17 protein-coding genes are annotated in these 19,746 nt (G+C 70.8%); 11 read left to right on the top strand and 6 right to left on the bottom strand.

The window, feature by feature from the left end; all coding sequences use genetic code 11:
• From D456_RS0118410 to D456_RS0118395, 4 genes are all read left to right on the top strand, one after another.
• Entirely contained in the window at positions 1–672 is a 672-nt protein-coding gene (locus D456_RS0118410) for an FHA domain-containing protein (protein ID WP_017577657.1), read from the top strand.
• A 28-nt stretch (positions 673–700) separates the two neighbouring features.
• On the top strand, positions 701–2,119 hold the full coding sequence (locus D456_RS0118405) for a hypothetical protein (RefSeq protein WP_026115998.1): 1,419 nt from the start codon (positions 701–703) through the stop codon (positions 2,117–2,119).
• A complete protein-coding gene (locus D456_RS0118400; protein WP_017577655.1) occupies positions 2,116–3,036 on the top strand; it encodes a glutamate ABC transporter substrate-binding protein in 921 nt (306 codons plus the stop codon). The genes D456_RS0118405 and D456_RS0118400 overlap by 4 nt, the downstream gene beginning before the upstream one ends.
• A gap of 136 nt (positions 3,037–3,172) precedes the next feature.
• Positions 3,173–3,496 (top strand): DUF6221 family protein, encoded by a 324-nt coding sequence (locus tag D456_RS0118395; protein WP_017577654.1) that lies wholly within the window; start codon positions 3,173–3,175, stop codon positions 3,494–3,496.
• A gap of 94 nt (positions 3,497–3,590) precedes the next feature.
• Here the strand turns inward: D456_RS0118395 and idi are convergent, their stop codons facing one another.
• Positions 3,591–4,157 (bottom strand): isopentenyl-diphosphate Delta-isomerase, encoded by a 567-nt coding sequence (idi, locus tag D456_RS24480; protein WP_017577653.1) that lies wholly within the window; start codon positions 4,155–4,157, stop codon positions 3,591–3,593.
• 243 nt (positions 4,158–4,400) lie between these two features.
• Between idi and D456_RS0118385 the strand changes: the two genes are divergently transcribed.
• Entirely contained in the window at positions 4,401–5,882 is a 1,482-nt protein-coding gene (locus D456_RS0118385; protein ID WP_017577652.1) for an SDR family NAD(P)-dependent oxidoreductase, read from the top strand.
• Between the two features lie 51 nt (positions 5,883–5,933).
• Here D456_RS0118385 and D456_RS0118380 read toward each other — a convergent pair whose 3' ends face one another.
• Complete coding sequence (locus D456_RS0118380) at positions 5,934–6,584, bottom strand: response regulator (RefSeq protein WP_017577651.1); 651 nt, start codon at positions 6,582–6,584, stop codon at positions 5,934–5,936.
• A complete protein-coding gene (locus D456_RS0118375) occupies positions 6,581–7,804 on the bottom strand; it encodes a sensor histidine kinase (RefSeq protein ID WP_020480253.1) in 1,224 nt (407 codons plus the stop codon). Before D456_RS0118375 ends, D456_RS0118380 begins: the two co-directional genes overlap by 4 nt.
• A gap of 147 nt (positions 7,805–7,951) precedes the next feature.
• On the opposite strand from D456_RS0118375, the gene D456_RS0118370 reads away from it, so the two are divergent.
• Positions 7,952–9,229, top strand: a complete 1,278-nt coding sequence (locus tag D456_RS0118370; RefSeq protein WP_017577648.1) for a DUF418 domain-containing protein — start codon at positions 7,952–7,954, stop codon at positions 9,227–9,229.
• Between the two features lie 403 nt (positions 9,230–9,632).
• A complete protein-coding gene (locus tag D456_RS0118365) occupies positions 9,633–10,226 on the top strand; it encodes a TetR family transcriptional regulator (protein WP_017577647.1) in 594 nt (197 codons plus the stop codon).
• 169 nt (positions 10,227–10,395) lie between these two features.
• Here the strand turns inward: D456_RS0118365 and D456_RS0118360 are convergent, their stop codons facing one another.
• Positions 10,396–12,021 (bottom strand): PucR family transcriptional regulator, encoded by a 1,626-nt coding sequence (locus D456_RS0118360; RefSeq protein WP_017577646.1) that lies wholly within the window; start codon positions 12,019–12,021, stop codon positions 10,396–10,398.
• 275 nt (positions 12,022–12,296) lie between these two features.
• On the opposite strand from D456_RS0118360, the gene speB reads away from it, so the two are divergent.
• Entirely contained in the window at positions 12,297–13,256 is a 960-nt protein-coding gene (speB, locus tag D456_RS0118355; RefSeq protein WP_026115997.1) for an agmatinase, read from the top strand.
• A gap of 291 nt (positions 13,257–13,547) precedes the next feature.
• On the opposite strand, the gene D456_RS0118350 is transcribed toward speB, so the two are convergent.
• Complete coding sequence (locus D456_RS0118350; protein ID WP_017577644.1) at positions 13,548–16,076, bottom strand: excinuclease ABC subunit UvrA; 2,529 nt, start codon at positions 16,074–16,076, stop codon at positions 13,548–13,550.
• A 166-nt stretch (positions 16,077–16,242) separates the two neighbouring features.
• Positions 16,243–16,701 carry an Lrp/AsnC family transcriptional regulator gene (locus D456_RS0118345; protein WP_017577643.1) on the bottom strand — a complete coding sequence of 153 codons (459 nt, stop codon included), beginning with the start codon at positions 16,699–16,701 and terminating at the stop codon, positions 16,243–16,245.
• 62 nt (positions 16,702–16,763) lie between these two features.
• Here D456_RS0118345 and D456_RS0118340 point away from each other — a divergent pair, with 62 nt between their 5' ends.
• The 3 genes from D456_RS0118340 to D456_RS0118330 all read left to right on the top strand — a co-directional run bounded on the left by D456_RS0118340 (position 16,764) and on the right by D456_RS0118330 (position 19,191).
• Positions 16,764–17,456, top strand: a complete 693-nt coding sequence (locus tag D456_RS0118340) for an AzlC family ABC transporter permease (protein WP_017577642.1) — start codon at positions 16,764–16,766, stop codon at positions 17,454–17,456.
• Positions 17,449–17,778 (top strand): branched-chain amino acid transporter permease, encoded by a 330-nt coding sequence (locus D456_RS0118335; protein ID WP_017577641.1) that lies wholly within the window; start codon positions 17,449–17,451, stop codon positions 17,776–17,778. Before D456_RS0118340 ends, D456_RS0118335 begins: the two co-directional genes overlap by 8 nt.
• A 69-nt stretch (positions 17,779–17,847) precedes the next feature.
• A complete protein-coding gene (locus tag D456_RS0118330; RefSeq protein ID WP_017577640.1) occupies positions 17,848–19,191 on the top strand; it encodes a DUF2252 domain-containing protein in 1,344 nt (447 codons plus the stop codon).
• Positions 19,192–19,746 lie beyond the last annotated feature (555 nt).

Raw genomic sequence — 19,746 nt, 5'->3', positions numbered from 1 at the left:
ATGCCGAGTTGCCCGTCCGGGCACCACTCCACGGCCGACGGTTTCTGCGACGTGTGCGGCTTCCGCATGCAGACCCTGATCCCCTCGGACGTCCCCGCGCCCCCGCCCCTGCCGGACCCTGACCCGGGCGTGGGCGAACCCCGCGGCGGCCCCTGCCCCGGGTGCGGGACCTCCCGCGCCGGCCGGTTCTGTGAGGAGTGCGGCCACGACTTCACCGCGCAGCCCGGTGCCCACCAGCTCCGGTATCCCGGTGCACACCCCCTCGGTACGCTCTGGAACGCCGACGTGTCCGCCGACCCCGCGTACTACCAGTACATGGTCGACCAGGGCATGCTCGACCCCGACCGCATCGTCTTTCCCGCCGACCACCGGCCCCGCCGTGTCCCCCTGAGCGGCGACCGGATCCGTATCGGCCGGAGCAGAGTCTCCCGCGGTCCCGTCCCCGAGATCGACCTGGGCGGCCCCGGCGGCGACCCGGCGATCTCCCACGTCCACGCGGTCCTGCTGGCAGGAGAAGCGGACACGTGGACCCTCATGGACCCCGGCTCGACCAACGGCACCACGGTCAACGGGATCGCGAACCCCATCACCCCCCACGTGGAGGTTCCACTCAATGACAACGACCGCATCTACGTCGGCGCGTGGACCGTCATCGTCGTCCGACGGGGATGAGCGCTTCCCGTCGGTCCTCCGTGTGCGCCTGCGCACGACCCCCGCGAGGCTGTGGCTCCTGACCGTGGCCTCGGTCCTGGTGGTGGCCGGTCTGTCCGTGTCGGCGGGTTCCGCGCTGGAACAGGCCCGCAACGGCGTGGAGGTGCTGGGGGAGGACGCCGGGCCCCAGGCCATGGCCACCACGGAGCTGTACCTGGCCCTGGCCGGCATGGACGCACACGTGGCCGACGTACTCCTCATGGGCACCGACCACGGACTCGGGTCGGGGCGCGAGTCCGCCGAGGAACAGTACGAGGCCAGCCGCACGCGGGCCAACGAGGCCCTGCTGCAGGCCGCCTCTCTCACCGAGGGCGACAGCATCGAGGAACGCAACGTCCAGGCCGTCCTGGACGGGCTGGGCGAGTACGAACGCGTGGCCGGCGAGGCGCTGCTGCTCAACGACGAGGCGGAGGCGCCCCCCGGTGAGGTGGACGGGGCCGCCCTGGAGCGCTACCGCGAGGGCAGCCGCCTCATGCACACCGACCTCATGCCCAAGGCCTTCAACCTCGGCCTGGGCTCTTCGGCGATCGTGCGCGCCAACCACGAGGAGGGCCAGGACGCGCTCGTACTGGGGCTGCTCCGAGTGGGTGGTACCGGAGTGCTCGCCATCGGTGTCCTGGCGGGGTTCCAGATCTACCTGAGCCGACGTTTCCGCCGCCGTCTCAACGTGCCCCTGCTCGCGGCGACGGCGCTCACCACAGCACTGACCGCGGGGGTGGTCCTGACCCTCGACGCGGCCGGCGGTGCCCAGAGCCGCGCAAAGGAGGAGGGCCTGGACGCCGCCATGGCCCTGGCCCGGGCCGAGGCCGTGGCCACCGACATGCAGGCCGACCAGAGCCGCTACCTGCTCGACCCGGAACTGGCCGACAACCACCAGCAGGTCTACCTCGAACGCGCACAGGCGGTGCTGTTCCGCCCTGCCGGGAACCTGGAGGAGTACTACGGGCAGATCCGGGAGGTCGCGGACGCCTACCCCGACCTGCCGGGCGAGGGGGTACAGCCGGGCGAGGACGGACAGGACACCGACCCCGGCACCCTCGGCTACCTGGGTGAGGACGCTCGCGACTCCCTCCTGCCGACGGAACGCGGGGCTCTCGGCGAGGTCCTCTCCGCCTACGACACCCTCCAGGACGAGGACCGGCGCATGCGCGAGCTCTCCGAGGACGGTGACCGGTCCGGCGCCATCGACGCCCGCATGGACATCGCCCACCACCAGGAGGGCGCCTTCACCGATTACACCGACGCCCTCGACCGCCTCATCGAGCTGCACGGAGAGCAGTTCGCGAGCGGCATCGACAGCGGTGAGCGCTCCCTGTCGGTGTGGGCGTGGCTGCTGCCCACCGGAACCCTGCTGGTGCTGGCGCTCCTCGCCGCCGGGGCGCGTCCGCGCCTGGCCGAGTACCGATGACCCCCAGAGACGAGGACCAGGTCATGTTCGTCGAATCATCCCGGTTCACCGATCCGAGAACGCTCCACGGAGCACCCGCCGGGCCGGGGCGGAAACGGCACCGGCCCGTCACGTCCCTCCTCGCGGCCGCCGTGGGGCTCTCGACCCTGGCCGCCTGTGCGGCGTCCGGGGAGGAGGCCTCGGTCCTGGAGGGCGACACGATCACCATCGGGGTCAAGTTCGACCAGCCCGGACTGGGCCTGGGAGAGAACGGCGAGTTCGCCGGCTTCGACGTGGACGTTGCCCACTACCTGGCCGAGGAGATGGGTTTCGACCGCGACGACGTCGAGATGGTCGGGGTGACCTCCGTCGAACGCGAGGACAAGATCATCGAGGGCGAGGTGGACATGGTCGTGGCCACCTACTCCATCACCCCCGAACGCAAGACCGAGGTGACCTTCGGCGGCCCCTACTACGTCGCCAAGCAGGACATACTCGTGAGCGCCGACGCCACCGACATCGAGACCGTGCGCGACCTGGAGGGGCTCGAGGTGTGCCAGGGGGAGGGCTCCAACTCCGCCTCGCGCATCACCGAGGGGCTGGGCATCGACGCGACCGTGTCCGAGGCCCCCAGTTACAGTCGGTGCATCGACCGGCTCGACGACGGCAGCGCCGACGCCGTCTCCACCGACGACCTGATCCTGGCCGGGTACCTCGCCGAGGACCCCTCCGCCTACCGGTTCGTGAACTACCCCTTCACCGACGAGAAGTACGGGGTGGGCCTGCCGTACGAGGACGTGGAGGCCTGTGAGGCCGTGAACAAGGCGATCAACCGGATGTACCAGGACGGGACCGCCGGAGAACTGCTGGAGAAGTGGTTCGGCAGCACCGATCTGGAGCTCCTCCGGACCGTCCCGCAGTTCGAGGGGTGCGTCTGACCTGGGTCCCGGAACCCGTGTGGCTGAGGGGCCGCCAACCCCCTGCGACCGGTTCCGGCCGGAGTGGCCTGAAAGAGCCCTATGGCGGATACTGACCCTTGTGTAGGGCAACGCGGTACAGATGAGGAGCTGTCCGTTGACCATCGCCGAGTTCCTGAACGCGCGGTTGGACGAGGACGAACGCGCGTCGAGAGCAGCCCCGGAAGGCTCCCGCGGCAGGGAACGGGCGCTTGCCGAGATCGTGGCGAAACGCAGGATCGTGCGCGGCTACACGGAAGCGCACGAGACGAGTATGCGCACGGTGGAACCCTCGGCGGCCGACCGGGGCGGCGACCCCTGGTCCGAACTGTTCGCCTGGCGTATGGCCGTGAAGTGCCTGGCGGCCGTCTACGCCGACCATTCCGAGTACGACCCCTCCTGGGAGGTCACCGAGGTCTCCAGGGAACTCACCGGGCAGTGACGCCCCGGCGGGGGCGGGCACTCCCGCGTGCCACACCCCCGTGGCCACCAACGCTTCCTCCACCCACAGGCGCCGGTCGGGGCCGCCGGGCCCCTCAGGCCCGGACCCCGCTCCCGTCAGCCGTCCACGCCCTCTCCGGGGCCGGCATCGCGGGGATCTGCAGCACCGACCACGGGCTGAGCGCCCACGGCGCACGCTCGGCCGCCGCCACCAGGTCAGCCCACTCCACCCACGTGTACTCGGCGACCTCGTCCGGGGAGGGGGAGGGCTCGTCGTCGGTGTACGCCCAGAAGACCGGGCAGACCTCGTTCTCCACGATCCCCTCGGCCGACTCCGCCCGGTAGCGGAAGTCGGGCAACGCCGGCCACACGTCGGCCAGTTCCATCCCCAGCTCCTGGCGGGCACGCCGCCGCACCGCGGCCTCCGGGGGCTCGTCCGGTCCCGGGTGGCCGCAGCAGCTGTTGGTCCACACCCCCGGCCACGTGATCTTGTCCAAGGCCCGCCGGGTCATCAACACCCGTCCACGCGCATCCAGCACGTAGGAGGAGAACGCCAGGTGCAGCGGGGTGTCCCCGGTGTGCACCGTGGCCTTGTCGGCGACCCCGACGTGACGGTGGTCCTCGTCGAGCAACACCACGAGTTCACGCGTCGATCCGTCCACTTGATCCTCCTGCCCGGGGAAGGCCCCGGCCGCGATCCTGGTACCGCTCCATCGTCCCCCGGACGGGCCGCTCGTGGGGGCCGTTCCGTGGATCGTTTCGGTCACCAGGGCCGGGGCCCCGCTCACCAGGGCCGGGACCGCCCTGCCGGACGTCCGCGACCGGCAGGCCGAGCCAGGGCGGTACGCCGATCCGCATAAACTTCCGGACGGCCCGCCCGGGCCCGCACGGAACGAAGAAGAGCAGTGGTGGAAGTGACGGATACGACGGAACGGAGCACGACCGAGGGAATCGGCCACGACCGGCTGAGCTCGGCTCTGGAAGTGATCGCCGAGGCCGGGTCGCTGCCCAGCGACCACCCCGACTCCATCGCGGTGCAACGGGCCACCGCCGGGCTGTTCAAGGCGGTCAAGGAACAGCGGCGCCGGGAACGCCGCGCCCGCGTCAAGGAGCACGACGCCGCCGTCTTCGCGGCCACGGCCACCGCCGCACCCGACCGCATCGACGACGAGACCAGCGGGCGCGCCCTCACCAGCGGCAGCGACGGCCCCCTCGCCGGAGTGGTGCACAAGGCCCGTCCCTGTTACGTCTGCAAGGACAAGTACCGCGAGGTCGACGCGTTCTACCACCAGCTCTGCCCGAGCTGTGCTGCCGAGAACCGACGGCGCCGCAACGCGCGCACCGACCTGACCGGCCGCCGTGCCCTGCTCACCGGCGGCCGCGCCAAGATCGGGATGTACATCGCCCTGCGGCTGCTGCGCGACGGCGCCCACACCACCATCACCACACGCTTCCCCAACGACGCCGTACGCCGCTTCGCCGCCATGGAGGACAGCCACGAGTGGCTGCACCGCCTGGAGGTGGTCGGTATCGACCTGCGCGACCCCTCCCAGGTGGTGGAGCTCGCCGACACCGTCGCCGCACACGGGCACCTGGACGTGCTCATCAACAACGCCGCCCAGACCGTGCGCCGCTCCCCGGCCTCCTACACGCCGCTCCTGGAGGCCGAGGCCGAACCCGTCACCGGCCGCGGTCTGCCCCGGCCCCGGGTGCTCGGCGGCCTGCGGCCCCGTGTCCAGGAACTCACCGAGGGCGGGGCCGACGGCGCCCTGACCGCGGCCCGGCACACCTTCACCCCGCAGATGCTCACCTCCCTGGCCCTGACCACCGGATCGGCCTCCATGGAGCGGGTACGTTCCGGAACCGCCATCGACGCCGGCGGGCTCGTCCCCGACCTGGCCCCCGTCAACAGTTGGACCCAGCACGTGGGCGGGGTCGACCCCGTGGAGATGCTCGAGGTACAGCTGTGCAACGTCAGCGCACCGTTCATGCTGGTCGACCGCCTTCGCCCGGCCCTGGCCGCCTCACCGGCGCGCCGCACCCACGTCGTCAACGTCTCCGCCATGGAGGGTGTCTTCGGCCGCGGCTACAAGGGGTCGGGCCACCCGCACACCAACATGGCCAAGGCCGCGCTGAACATGCTCACCCGCACCAGCGCCCAGGAGATGTTCGAGCGCGACGGCATCCTCATGAACAGCGTCGACACCGGCTGGATCACCGACGAGCGCCCCCACCCGGAGAAGGAACGCCTGGCCGAGGCCGGGTTCCATGCCCCGCTCGACCTCACCGACGGGGCCGCCCGGGTCTACGACCCCGTTGTGCGCGGCGAGGCCGGCGAGGACCTCTACGGCCGTTTCCTCAAGGACTACGGCGACGGCCCGTGGTGACCATCGTTCCCGGGACCCCCGGAACCCCGGGGACGCCCCCGGCCGCGGGGCTCACCCCGCCAGGCCGTTGCGGTGCGCCCACGCGGCGATCTCCACCCGGTTGCGGGTACCGAGTTTCTCCTGCACCCGGGCCAGGTGCGTCTTGACCGTGCTCACGGTCACGTACAGCTCCTCGGCGACCTCGGTGTTGGTCGCCCCGCGCGCCACCGACCGCACGATGTCGCTCTCGCGCTCGGTCAACCCGACCTCCGACCGCAGCGGCTCGGGCGTGTACGCGGCCGCGAAATGCCGGAGCAGGCGCACGGTGATGCGCGGGGAGACCAGCGCGTCGCCCCGGTCGGCCGCCCGTACCGCCTCCATCAGCAGCGCCGGGCCCGCGTCCTTGAGCAGGAACCCGACCGCTCCGCCGGTCAGTGCCGCGTGCACGTACTCGTCCAGGTCGAACGTGGTCACCACGACCACCCGGAGCGGCTGTTCGACCTGCGGGCCGGCCAACCTGCGTGTGGCCTCCAGGCCGTCGATCCCCGGCATGCGTATGTCCATGAGCACCACGTCCGGGCGCAGCTCCTCGGCCAGCCGCACCGCCTCGAGTCCGTCCCCGGCCTCACCGACGACCTCGATCCCGTCCTCGGCGTCCAGCATGTAGCGGAACCCCGTCCGTACCATCGGCTGGTCGTCGGCCAGCAGTACCCGGATCGTCACCGTGCCCCGTTCCCCTCTCGCTCCGGTACGGGCACAGTCGCCCGCACCGTCCAACCCTGCCGTGTCTCGGAGGGCCCCGCGGACAGTTCCCCGCCCAACAGACGCACCCGCTCGGCCATCCCGACCAGTCCGTGACCGCCGCCCCCGCGTCGCGAGGAGCCGTGACCGTCGTCGGCCACCTCCAGCTCCACGGTGTCGGCCACCGTCACCCGGACCCGGACCCGGCCTGCGTTGCGGGCGTGCCGCAGTGCGTTGGTCACCGACTCCTGGGCCACACGCAGCAGGGCCGCGCCCACGTCCGCCGGGAGTTCCCCGACCGGCCCGGAGAGCTCCACCGCCACACCGGGACGCCCGGGTGCGGCCGGGGCGGCGAGCTCGCGCAGACCTTCCACGGCGACCGGTGCCAGCGGGGCCGAACCCTGTTCGCGCAGCCCGGAGACCAGTCCCCGCATGGACTCCAGAGCGCGTGTGCCGGCCTCCTCGATCTGCGGCAGGGCCTCGTGCACCGCCGACGGATCGCGTTCGGCCACGTACCGCAACGCCTGTGCCTGCACCACGATCCCGGTGACCTCGTGCGCCACCACGTCGTGCAGGTCCCGGGCGATGGCGAGACGTTCGGTCTGGCGGGCCCGTTCCTCCTGTGCGCGCCGCTCACTCCCGAGCCACCGCAGGTACAGGCCGGGTGCCAGGCCGAACACGACCGCGAGCAGGGCGGGGTAGGGGTCGGCCATGAAGAAGTCGCGCAGGGAGTCGGAGTAGGCGGCCACGAACACCGACAACGACACCACGGCGATACGCGGGGCGTTGCAGCGCAGGGCCGTCAGGGCCAACAGCGCCAGGACGGAGGTGAACTCCGAACCGGCGGTGGGGTAACCGAACAGGCCGCGCGGCAGGGGCCACACCAGCACCGAGAGCGCCGTGACCACCAGGGGCGCCGCCACCGCCGCCGCGAAGGTCGCCCCCGCGCCGGCCCGCGGACGCACGACCAGTATCAGCAGTACCGCACAGACCGCTCCGGAGGCCGCGGGCGCGAAATCCATCGGAGAACTCGGCGGGCCCGACCAGTCCTCGCGTTCCGGGATCGCCAGGGCGTTCCCCAGGTCCACGACCCACATCGCCACCAGGATCACTGTCAGGCCCACGGCGGCGCACACGGCCAGGGCACGGGGACGGGTGGACGGGTCCGTGAAGTACCCGGACAGGGCTGAGAAGCGGGGCATGCAGCCACATTAGGGCCGCGACCGGGGGAGAAGTATCGGTCGAAAGAACGAACACCGGGGTCGGCCCGGTCGGCCATCGGGTGGATGTGGCGGGGCGGGCGCGCGGTACAGGATCGCAGGAAACGAACCGAGGACGTGAGGACCCCAGTGACCGTGGAACGTACCCCCGAACCCGCACCGCCCGTGAGCGGCGCCGGGCACGAACGCGACGCCGCCGAGCGGGCCGGAGGAGCAGCCCCGCGCACCGGTACCCCGACCCGCCCCGGGAAACCCTCGGACACCGGAGGCGCACCGGGGACCCTGCCCGCCCACCACTCCGGAGGGGACGCCGTCCGCCGCCGGCTCCCCCTGCTGGACGTGGCCCGGGGGCTGGCGATGATCGGCGTGATCGCGATGAACGCCACCTCCGTCGTCCTGGCCGCCGAAAGTTTCGGGGAGAAGCCCTTCGGCACCCTGACCTCACTCGTCGACGGCGGGCTCGTCCTGCTGATGTCCGGCAAGGCCCGCGCCCTGCTCATGGTGCTGCTGGGGGCCGGGGCGGTCCTGGCCTGGCGCTCGGCCCGGGACCGGGGCACACGGCCGGCGGCGGCCATGGTGCGCCGCTACACCGCCCTGGGGGTACTGTTCGGCCTTCCCCACCTCGCGGTCTTCAGCGGGGACATCCTCACCCACTACGCCCTCACCGCTCTGGTCCTGACACCGCTGATGCCGCTGCTGCTGGCCGGGTCACGCAAGCGCCCGCTCGCGGGATCCGCAGTCCTGTTCGCCCTCGCGCCCGGCGCCGAGTACCTCGTGGACCTGATGGACCTGGGGTCCTGGAACATGCAGGTCGCCCCGCTCCCGCAGACGCTCGGGTTCTTCTGCGTTGGTGTGTGGCTGGCACGGCGCCCGGAGCTCGATCCGCGTTCCACGGACGTTCCCACACGCCTTCCGGGGGGCTTCGTGTGGATCGGCCTGGCCACACAGGTCCTGGGCATGGCCGTCCTCTTCCTCGACGACCTGCTGTACCCGGTGCGGTTCGACCCCGACGGGGTGCCGATCCTCCCCGCCGGTTCGCAGATGCTCGTCTCCTTCTCCGGGACCCTGTCCGGCCTGGGCGGAGCGCTGTTCTTCCTCGGTCTGGCGTGGTGGCTGCTGCGCCGTGACCGGTTCGCCGCTCGCGCGCTGAGGTGCCTGGCCCCGCTCGGCCGCGTCACGTTGACGGTGTACCTGGCCAGTACCGCCTTCTTCCTCCTGACGATGGGCCCGTTCGAGGCCCGGATCCCGATACTCGGCCAGTACGGGATCGCGCTCGTCCTCCTCGCCGCCGCGCTGCTCTTCGCACACCTGTGGCAGCGGGCCTTCCGTACCGGCCCCCTCGAATGGGTGTGGCGGAGCCTGGCCCACATGCGTCCCCTTCCGTTGCGGCGCGTGCACCGCCCGTGAAAACTGCAGTGGAGGGCGGTGCCGTCCGAGAGAGGAACGTGGAGGGATGTGCCCTCGGAGGGGAGGTGAGACCGTGCGGAACTGCTTTCTCGGAGTGCAATTTTCCGTGAACGAAAAAAGTACGGTCAGGTCCGTGCATAATGCCTCTGAGAGGGAACCTATTCGCCGGGCAGGAGAAGGCGACAAGGGAAGGCGGTTGTCAGAGCAGAAGGTCCGTACAATAGGATCCCGGGCCAACGGTGCGCGCGTGTGGACCCCGGCCTGTGCCCATCCGTCGCGCCGACCAGAACCCGACAGGCCACGTCGATTTCCCGCTAGCCCGGCCGTCTTCCCCGATTAGGGACTACCGTCCCTATGAGTCCCGTCGAAGGAAGACCCGGGTCCTCACTCGATAGGGTCGCTCATGCACCACCCCCCTGACACGCTTCACGCTCGCAAACGGCGCAAGGCCAGGGCCACGATCGTGTCGGCCGCCTTCCAGCTCTTCTCCGAACACGGTTTCGAAAACGTCACCGTCACCGCGATCGCCGAACGCGCCGAGGTGGGACGAACCACGTTCTTCCGCTACTTCGGCGACAAACAGCAGGTACTCTTCGCGGACGACGGCGCCGAGGTGGACCGCATGTGTGCCCACGTGCGCGAGAAGGCCCCCAGACCTCTCGGGGGCAACCTGCGCGCCTGCGTGGAAGCACTCAGGGACGCCCAGGAGACCGCCCGGTCCCAGCCCTCGCTCTCGCCCGCGCACTCGGCGATCCTCGCCCGCCTGCTGCGCGAGTCCACCGAGTTGCGGTCGCGGTACCTGCTCACCAGACAGCAGCGCTCAGCGAACCTGGCTTCCGCCCTCACCGAAGCCGGCGCGCAGGAGCCCGTCGCCGTTCTGGCCGCCCACCTGACGATGGCGTGCGAGCTCTCGGCGATGCGGATGTCACGGACACCTGAGGCCTACCCCGAACGCCTCGACGAGGCCCACCGCATCCTCGAGGGCCTCAACACCTGAGGCCGCCCCGCCTCGAGCCCCGGTACCCGGGCCGGAAGCGGGGCACCGGCCCCGCGCGAACCCGGGTACCGGGGAAGGCGGGCGCCCCGCGTGCCGTACCGGCGCACCAGCCGCGTCGTCCTCCGGGCCAGCGCCACGGCAGCCGGCTGTGGCGCCTCCCATCAGGTGCTCACCCCTCGGGATCGTGGCGGCCGAGCGCGAACCACAGGCGCATGCGCCGTTCGGGGTCGGACAGGTCCACACCCAGGTCCCGCTCGATCCTGCCGATCCGGTAACGGACACTGTTGCGGTGGACCCCCAGATCGGCCGCGGTCCGGTCCCAGTTGCCGTGCCGGGCCAGCCACGTGCGCAGTGTCCTGCGCAGGGAGCGGGCTGTGCCGGTGTGTTCGGCCAGCGGCCCCAGGAGCTCGGAGCTGAGCGAAGCGGCAGCAGCGGGGTCCAGCAAGGCCTCGAACGGATCGGTCTCCTGCGTCCAGAGCAGCGGAGTGCCCGTCGCCCGGGCCCGCACCAGCAGGGCTGCCGCTCTCCGGTCGGATCCCGGCAGACCCTCCGGTGACGCGGGCGGGCCGAGCGCGGCGACCCAGCCGTGGGAGAGCAGCAGGTCCAGGTGTTGCCTGTGGGCGTTCTCCCCGCGGTCGGCGATGACGGCGCGTACCGACGGCGTCCGTACTTCCCCGGTCCCCGGCACACGGTCGACCAGACGGGTCTCCAGAGGCAGGTCGCCCGGGGCGCTGTAGCGGCCCCGGAGCACCGGCACGGCCCGCAGGGCCCGATAGGTGTCGGTCCCGTCCGACGGGGCCCGGCCACCGCCGCACCGCGGGTCGGTGCCGTGATCCGCGTGTACGGGCAAGGACGCGGGGGAACGCGGGCCGCCGGCCCGGGTGTCGGCGAGTTCGGCGAGCCCGGCCGCCGCCCTCACGCCGAGCCCGCCGTCCAGGAGCAACCCGGTGATGACCGGCCCCGGGACGGGCGGCTCGTCACTGCCCGTACGTGCGAGCAGGTCGAGCAGCGCGGTGGCGGTGCGCAGGACCGCGCGGTCGGTGACCCCCAGCGGTTCGGGGCGGCCGACCAGTACCACGCCCCGCCTCTCCGGCGGAGCACCGACCGTGTGCAGGAAGACCTCGTCACCACCGTCGACCGCCTTGGCGCTGCGTGGGCCGGAAGGGTCGTTGAGCTTGTCGATCAGGGACCGCAACTCGGTGCCTGAGGGGACGGGCGCACTCGGGGTCCGGTGGGAGGGCAGGGCCGGATCGGAGGAAACGTGCACGGCCCAACCCCCCAAGGAGAGGGCCAGTACCGCCAGGACCCGCTCCACCGGAGCAGGCGCACCCACCGCCAGCGCCAACTCCTGGTGGGCCTCGCCCAGACGGCGGACATCACGCATATGGCGCTCCTCCAACTCCTCACCGACCGCACGGCTGACCGCGGCGAAAGGCGCGGACACGGGAACCTCCAGCAGGGGCAGCCCTTGCGCGCGGCACTGCTCGACCAGAGGAGCGGGGACGGACCGGTGGACCGGGGCGACCCCGAACCCGACAGCGCCCACGCCGACACCCACCAGGGACGCCACGTAATCACGCACCTGCGCGGAACCCTCGGACAGGTTGATGCCGGCGGTGAGCAGGAGTTCGCCGCCGCGCAGGTACGCGGCGGGATCGGCCAGCTCGCTGGCGACCGCCCAGGTGATGCCCGGGTCGCCCGCGTCGACGACGGTGCGTAGACCCAGGTCGCGGCGGCCCGTGATCACACTCAGTGGAACATTGCGGCTCTCGGCCCGACCGCCGTTCCCGTCCATGGTCGCCTCCGTCGTTCACGCCGTCCGGTGGACACCGCCCACAGTCCCCGTCTCCCCGGCGCGGCCCTCCGCATCCAGCGTGTGCCGCACACCTTCGACAACCACGTGCCTTGGACGGTCCGTCCAAATTCTGCCTCGGACCCGTATGGTTCGGCCACTGGAACGGCGCCGGAGGGCTCCTTACGCTGACCGGGACCACGACCGTGCCGCAGGTGTCCGCGAACGATCGGACCACGCACGGGAGCCACGTCGACGACGACAGGAAGAGCAACCCGATGAGCACACCGATCGGCCCCACGGACTCCAGCCTCGTCCCGCGTTTCGCCGGCCCCGCGACCTTCGCCCGCCTTCCCCGCATCGACCAGGTCGAGCACGCCGACGTCGCGGTGGTCGGCGTGCCCTTCGACACCGGTGTGTCCTACCGCCCGGGAGCCCGGTTCGGCCCCTCCGCGATCCGTGAGGCCAGCCGCCTGCTGCGGCCCTACCACCCCGGGCTGGAGGTGGCCCCGTTCGAACGCTTCCAGGTCGTCGACGGCGGCGACATCCCCGTGAACCCCTACTCCGTGGGGGACGCGGTGGAAACGCTCGACCAGGGCGCCTCGGAGTTCCTCGACGCCGGCACCAGGCTCGTGACCCTGGGCGGCGACCACACCATCGCGCTGCCGCTGCTGCGCTCCCTGTACCGCAAGCACGGTCCCATCGCCATGCTGCACTTCGACGCCCACCTGGACACCTGGGACACCTACTTCGGCGAGCCCTACACCCACGGCACCCCGTTCCGCCGGGCCGTGGAGGAGGGCATCCTCGACACCGAGGCCATCGCGCACGTGGGCACCCGGGGCCCGCTCTACGGCAAGCGCGACCTGGAGGACGACCGCCGCTTCGGCTTCGGGATCGTCACCGCCGCCGACGTCCTGCGCAAGGGGGTGGACGAGATCTCCGACGCCCTGCGCCGGCGCATCGGGAACCGGCCGTTGTACGTGTCCGTGGACATCGACGTCCTCGACCCCGCACACGCCCCCGGAACCGGGACACCCGAAGCCGGCGGGATCACCAGCCGGGAACTGCTGGAGATGCTGCGCGGGCTGGCCGACCTGAACCTGGTGGGAGCCGACGTGGTGGAGGTCGCCCCCGCCTACGACCACGCGCAGATCACCTCCACGGCCGCCTCGCACGTGGCCTACGACCTGGTCAGCCTGCTGGCCCTGAACCACGCGAAGAGGGTGGGGAACTGAGCGTCCTCACATGAACCGGTCCGCCCGGACGACGCCGCCGCCGGTCTCCCGCACCGGCGGGCGGGCCGGTCCCTTCTCCCTTGCTGCCCGGGAACCCGCACCGCGTGTGGAGATCGTTCGGCCGGTTCCGCCTCCGGTGCAGGGCGGGGGAGGACAGCACGGGCGGAGTGCCGGGCCGATACGCACGCGGCACGGCAGATCGTCGAGACCGGCACCTTCCCGAACACCGGCGGGGTGTTCGGCGGCACCGGGACCAACGAAGCGTTGGGCCTCTCGTGAGTCCCGCCGCGGTCACTCTCCTCCCAGGTGGCCGCGCAGGTACCGTCCGGTGACGCTGCCGGGCTCGCCGACGACCCCGTCGGGGGTGCCGGCGGCGACGATCCGCCCGCCGTCGGTGCCGCCGCCCGGCCCCATGTCGATGATGTGGTCGGCGTTGGCGATCAGGTCCAGGTCGTGTTCGATCACGACCACCGTCCCGCCCTGGTCCACCAGCTTCTGCAACACCTCGATCAGCACGCGCACGTCCAGGGGATGCAGCCCCACGGTGGGCTCGTCGAAGACGAACAGAGTCCGCCCCTGCCGCCGGTCGAGCTCCGAGACCAGTTTCAACCGCTGCGCCTCGCCCCCGGACAGTGCCGGGGTGGCCTCGTTGAGCGTGAGATAACCCAGCCCGACGTGGATCAGCGCATCGAGTTTGGCGCGTACCTTCTTCAGACCGCCCACGTGTTCGATCGCCTCGGCCGCTGTCAGGGTCAGTAGCTGCGGCAACGCCAGCTCCTGCGTACCTCCGTCGGAGCGGCGGGTGTACTTCTCGGCCTCCGGACCGTAGCGGCAGCCCTCGCAGTCGGGACAGACGATGTCCACGTCGGGCAGGAACTGCACGTCCAGGGAGATCTCCCCCGTGCCTTCGCAACGCGGGCAGCGCAGTGAGCCGGTGTTGTAGGAGAAGTCCCCCGCCCCGAGCCCGTCGGCCCGGGCGGCATCGAGCCGCGCGTAGGCGCGCCGCAGATCGTCCAGCACGCCGACGTAGGTGGACACGGTGGAGCGTACGTTGACGCCGATCGGGGTCGCGTCCACCATGTTGACCTTCTCGATCCCACCGGTCTCCAGTTCCCGCACGTGCTCGGGCCGGCGGGTCCGGTTCCCGGCGCGGACCGCCCGTAGTGAGGGGACGAGGCTCTCCAACACCAGGGTCGTCTTGCCGGAACCGGAGACCCCGGTGATCCCGGTCAGTCTCCCGCGGGGAATCGCCACGTCGAGGGCGTGCACGGTGTGCACGGGGCCGGTGCGCATGAGCAGCGTGCCGTGGTCGAACATCCGGTCGGCCCCGGCCCGTTCCCGCACCACGACCCGTTCGCGGCCGGTGAGGAACCCTCCGATCAGCGAGCCCGGGTCCCGGTCCACCTCCGGAACCGTGCCCTGGGCGATCACGGTCCCGCCCCGGTGCCCAGAACCGGGGCCGATCTCGATCAGATGGTCGGCCTCGCGCAACACCTGCACGTCGTGGTCGACCATCACCACCGAGTTGCCCTCCGCCAGCAGGTCGTCGACGACCCCCTGCAGCCCGTGGATGTTGGAGGGGTGCAGCCCGATCGAGGGTTCGTCCAGTACGTAGAGCACACCCGTGGTCTCGTTGCGCACAGCGCGGGCGAGCTGGACACGCTGGCGTTCACCGGTGGACAGGGTCGACCCGGCACGGTCCAGGGAGAGATAACCCAGCCCCAGCTCGATCAGCCGCCGCGCCATCCGGAGCAGGGTGTCGACCAGGCTGCGGGCCATGGAGCGCATCTCGTCGGGCACGGCGCCGACGGCATCCGGCGCCCAGTCGAGCACCTCCTCCAGAGTCATGGCGGTGACGTCGGCCAGGTTCCTTTCCCCGATCACTGGTGCGCGGGCAGCCGGGGAGAGCCGCGTCCCGTGACAGTCGGGGCAGGTGCGTTCGATGAGGAACCGGCTCACCCGCGCCAGCCGCTTCTCGTCGTTGGCGCGGTCGAGCTCGGCGGTCACGGTCAGCCGGGCGTTGCGGAAGGTGAAGTCCAGCTCGTGGACACCGTTCTTCGTGGTGACGGTGATGTGCTTCTTCTCCTCGGGACCGTCGAGGACGATGCCCTTCTCCCACCGGGCCAGCTCCCGCCACGGCACGTCGGTGCGCACGCCGAACTCACGGGCGATCTGCGGCTGAACCTTGAAGCCGTACATCTGCCAGGGGATGACCGTTCCCTCGTCGATGGATGACGACTCGTCCCGGATCAGCGAGGTGTCGTCGACCTCACGGACGGTTCCGGTGCCCTGGCAGGTGGGGCAGGCCCCTTCTGAGTTGAACGCCAGCTCTTCGGCCTCGGGGGCGTAGAACTCGGCCCCGCACGTGCCGCAGACCATCGGGTCCTCGGTCGCCACGTGCAGCGAAGGGCGCTGACGGTGGCCGTTGGGGCAGAGATGGGAACCCAGCCGGGAGAACATCAGCCGGACCACGTTGAGCAGCTCCGTGGAGGTGCCGAAGGTCGAACGTACGCCGGGCACACCGGGCCGCTGCCGCAGGGCCAGCGCGGCCGGGACGTGTCTGACCCGGTCGACGTCGGCCCGCGCCGCTTGCGCCATGCGCCGACGGGTGTAGGTGGACAACGCCTCGATGTAACGCCGCGCGCCCTCCGCGTAGAGCACCCCCATGGCCAGCGACGACTTGCCCGAGCCGGAGACGCCGGCGACGGCGACCAGCTCACCCAGCGGGACGTCGACGTCGATGTTCTTCAGGTTGTGCACACGCGCGCCGCGCACCTCGATGGCGGCGGGGGCCCGAAGGCCCTCACTCCGTTGACTCATCTCGCCCTCCTCGCAGCCGCATCGGCCGGGGCGGCCGGGACAGGGACCGGATCGCGGCCCCTCCCCGTTCCGCACGGCCTGCAGCGGGTCATACCCGTGGGCCGGGTCGGTGGAAGCGCCCACCCCTGGACGCGTGCCACCGGAACGCCCCCGGGCGGGGAACCGATCAGTGATCGGCCTTGATCTGTTTCATCGTCAGGCGCGACTCCACACGCAGCACGGCAGGCAGGCCGCTCAGCCGGTCGGACAGGAAGGCGTCGTAGGCGGCGTGGTCGGCCACCGCCACCCGTAGGAAGAAGTCGGGGCGGCCGTACATGCGGCGGAACTCGACGACCTCCTCGTAGCCGGTGACGGTGTCCTCGAACTCCTGGATGGTCGCGCGGTCGGTCGCGTAGATCTCCACGTCGACGAGTACTTCCAGGCCCCTTCCCAACCGTGCGGGGTCGACGACGGCCCGGTACCCGGTGATGACGCCCGCCTCCTCCAGCCGTTTGACCCGGCGCAGGCAGGGGGGCGGGGTCAGGCCGACCCTCCGCGCCAACTCGACGTTGGACAGCCGGCCGTCCTCACGTAGTTGGAACAGAATTTCACGGTCGACCGCATCGAGTGTGTATTCATTTCTCATAACGGCAGCATACGCCTCATTCCTGTAACCATATAAGGCAAAATATTTCTTAGAATTTCACTATGCGTATCAGTCCTGACCTGCGGGTCGCCTTCACCGACTCCGCTCCGGTGGGCCTGGGCTTCGTCCCGCTCGGTCTGGCCTACGGGGTCCTCGTGGTCCAGGCGGACCTGGACTGGTGGTGGGCCGGGCTGTCGGCCCTGCTCATCTACGGAGGCTCCTTCGAGTTCCTGCTCGTCGGGATGGTCACCGCAGCTGCCCCTCTGGCCGCCGTCGCCGCGGGCGCGTTCATGGTGAACTTCCGGCACGTGTTCTACGCGCTCTCCTTCCCGCTGCACAGGATCAGGAGCGGGGCGGGCAAGGCCTACGCCACCTTCGCCCTGAGCGACGAGGCCTATGCCCTGGCCACCAGCGAGCGGTCCCGTACCTGGCCGGGTCGGCGCATCCTGTGGTCCCAGCTCCACATGCACGCGTACTGGGTCGGCAGCGCGACCGCCGGAGCCCTGGTCGGAGGTTTCGTCCCCGACAGTGTCCAGGGCCTGGACTTCGCCCTGACCGCCCTGTTCACCGTGTTGGCGCTCGACGCCCTGAAAGACACCCGCAGTGACATGCCCACCCCGGTGCTCGCCGCCGGGAGCGCCCTGGCGGGTCTGCTCCTCTTCCCCGACCAGATGCTCGTGGCCGCATTCGCGTTCCTGGCCGCCGGACTCCTGGTCCGCCACCTCGCATCCCGAAGGAGGCCCAGCCATGTCTGAGACCCATTCCGCCATCGCCGCGGTCCTGGTGGCCGCCGCCGTCACCTGGGGGCTCCGAGCCCTGCCGTTCGCGGCCCTGGCCACGATGCGCACCGTCGACACCGTCGACTACTTCAGTACCCGCATGCCCGCCGGGGTCATGATCATCCTGGCGGTCTACTCCCTGAGCGACCTGCCCCTGCCGCAGCCGCAGTCCCTGGTACCGCTGACCGCCCTGGCCGTCACCGTGGGCCTGCACCTGTGGCGCGGCAACGCGCTGTTGAGCATCCTGGGCGGCACCACCGTCCACGTGGTGCTGTCGAGCACGGTCCCGACCCCCTGAGGCCGGGGTGGGAACGTGTGGCCGGCTGATAAATGTGCACGATGCCCGTTATGCAGGCATCCTGAGACCATGTTCGACGTTGACACCCCTCCCGACAGCTCCCCCGAGCGGCGCGACCACATCGTCCGGACCCTCGAGAGCGCCTTCTCCCACCTCATGGCGGCCGACCCCCGGGCCTTCCGCGGCAAGTTCCGCAAGATGGCCGCCGACCCCTTCGCGTTCTACCGGGGAAGCGCCTGCCTCTTCTACGCCGACACCATCGACATGGCCGACCCCTGGGTCGACCAGCGCACGTCCCGGGTGTGGATCCAGGGAGACCTGCACGCCGAGAACTTCGGCACCTACATGAACTCCGAGGGCCAACTGGTCTTCGACATCAACGACTTCGACGAGGCCTACCTGGGGCACTTCACCTGGGACCTGCTGCGCTTCGTCGCCAGCATCGCTCTGCTGGGCTGGCAGAAGGCGCTCTCCGACGACGACATCAGCGCCCTCGTCCCGCGCTACGTCAACGCCTACGTCGACCAGGTCGCCACCTTCGCCGAGCACAACAACGACGACGAGTTCTCGCTGCGTCTGGGCAACACCGAGGGCACCGTGCACGACGTACTGCAGCGAGCGCGCATGAACAGCCGCTTCAAGATGCTGCGGTCCATGACCACCCTGGACGGCTACGAGCCGGTCTTCCGCAACGGTCCGGGCGTTCGGCGGCTCGACCGTGATGAGTACGAGCGTGTGGCGGCCGCCTTCGGGAGGTATGTCGAGACCATCCCGCACGAACAGCGGTACAACCCGCTGGCGTACCGGATCAAGGACATCGTCGGCAAGAGCGGGTTCGGTATCGGCTCGGCCGGGCTGCCCGCCTACAACGTCCTCATCGAGGGCCCCACCGAAGCGTGGGAGAACGACTTCGTGCTCTCCGTGAAGCAGGGCAACATCGCCGCTCCCTCCCGGGTGGTCTCCGACCGCAAGATCATGGAACAGTTCCACCACCACGGCCACCGCACCGCGGTCTCCCAGCGTGCGCTGCAGGCCCACGCCGACCCGCTGCTGGGGCACACCGACATCGACGGCGAGGGATACGTGGTCAGCGAACTCTCGCCCTACGTCAACGACCTGGAGTGGGACGACTTCACCGAGCCCGCCGACATCGCACCGGTACTGGACTACCTGGGCCGGGCCACGGCCAAGGCGCACTGCGTCTCCGATGCACACGCGGACGCGAGCCTGGTGGACGGTGAGACCGAGAACGCCATCACCGCTTCCCTGGCCGGCAAGGAGCAGGAGTTCGCCGACTGGTGCACCGGCTTCGCACATCGCTACGCGGCGCAGGTGCGTGTCGACCATGCCCTGTTCGTGGACGCCTTCCGCAACAACGAGATCACCGGGGTGCGCTCCAGCGACCCGGTGTGATCCCCGCCTTGTCCGAGGGATGAAGGCCCGCAGGTGTCCGGGACGGCCGGGGTGTGCCTCGCCCCGCTCACCTCGACCGTCCCTACTGCTCTCGCGAGCTGGGTTCTCCCTCCTCCGTGTGACGGGAAGCCGGTGTTCCCTGTCGGCCGGGGAGCGGACAGTCCGGCCCCCGCGGTCCTCAGGCCGACAGGTCCCGGCGGCGATGCGGCCGCCCGGAGTCGAGCGAGCGAGGAGAGAGCCCCCGTGCCCCGGGGTTCTCGGGGTGAAGGTGCGTTGCGAACCGGTTGTTGGAGCCGGGGACCGGTGTGCGGAGCCCGGTACCGTCATCCGGCGGTCGTCCGTCCCTGCCGCTCCGGCCTTGTCCGAGGGTGCGAGCTGTGGATCGTTGCTTTGCCGCAATGATTTCTCCACAGCGTTCTATGGATCCGGTCGACGTTCTGCCAGTACGCTGCGGCCAGAGGCGCGCCCCACTGCCACAGTCGTCGGCCTCTTTCGGCCGCATGGTCCGTGTGCTGCCGCCCGGGACCGGAGGGCCCAGGGCCACGGGCGTAATCA

This window comes from Nocardiopsis kunsanensis DSM 44524 (assembly GCF_000340965.1).
GTDB classification, from domain to species: Bacteria; Actinomycetota; Actinomycetes; order Streptosporangiales; family Streptosporangiaceae; genus Nocardiopsis; species Nocardiopsis kunsanensis.
The sequence above is the reverse complement of the archived record's forward strand: the minus strand, read 5'-3'. Positions and strand labels throughout refer to the sequence as shown.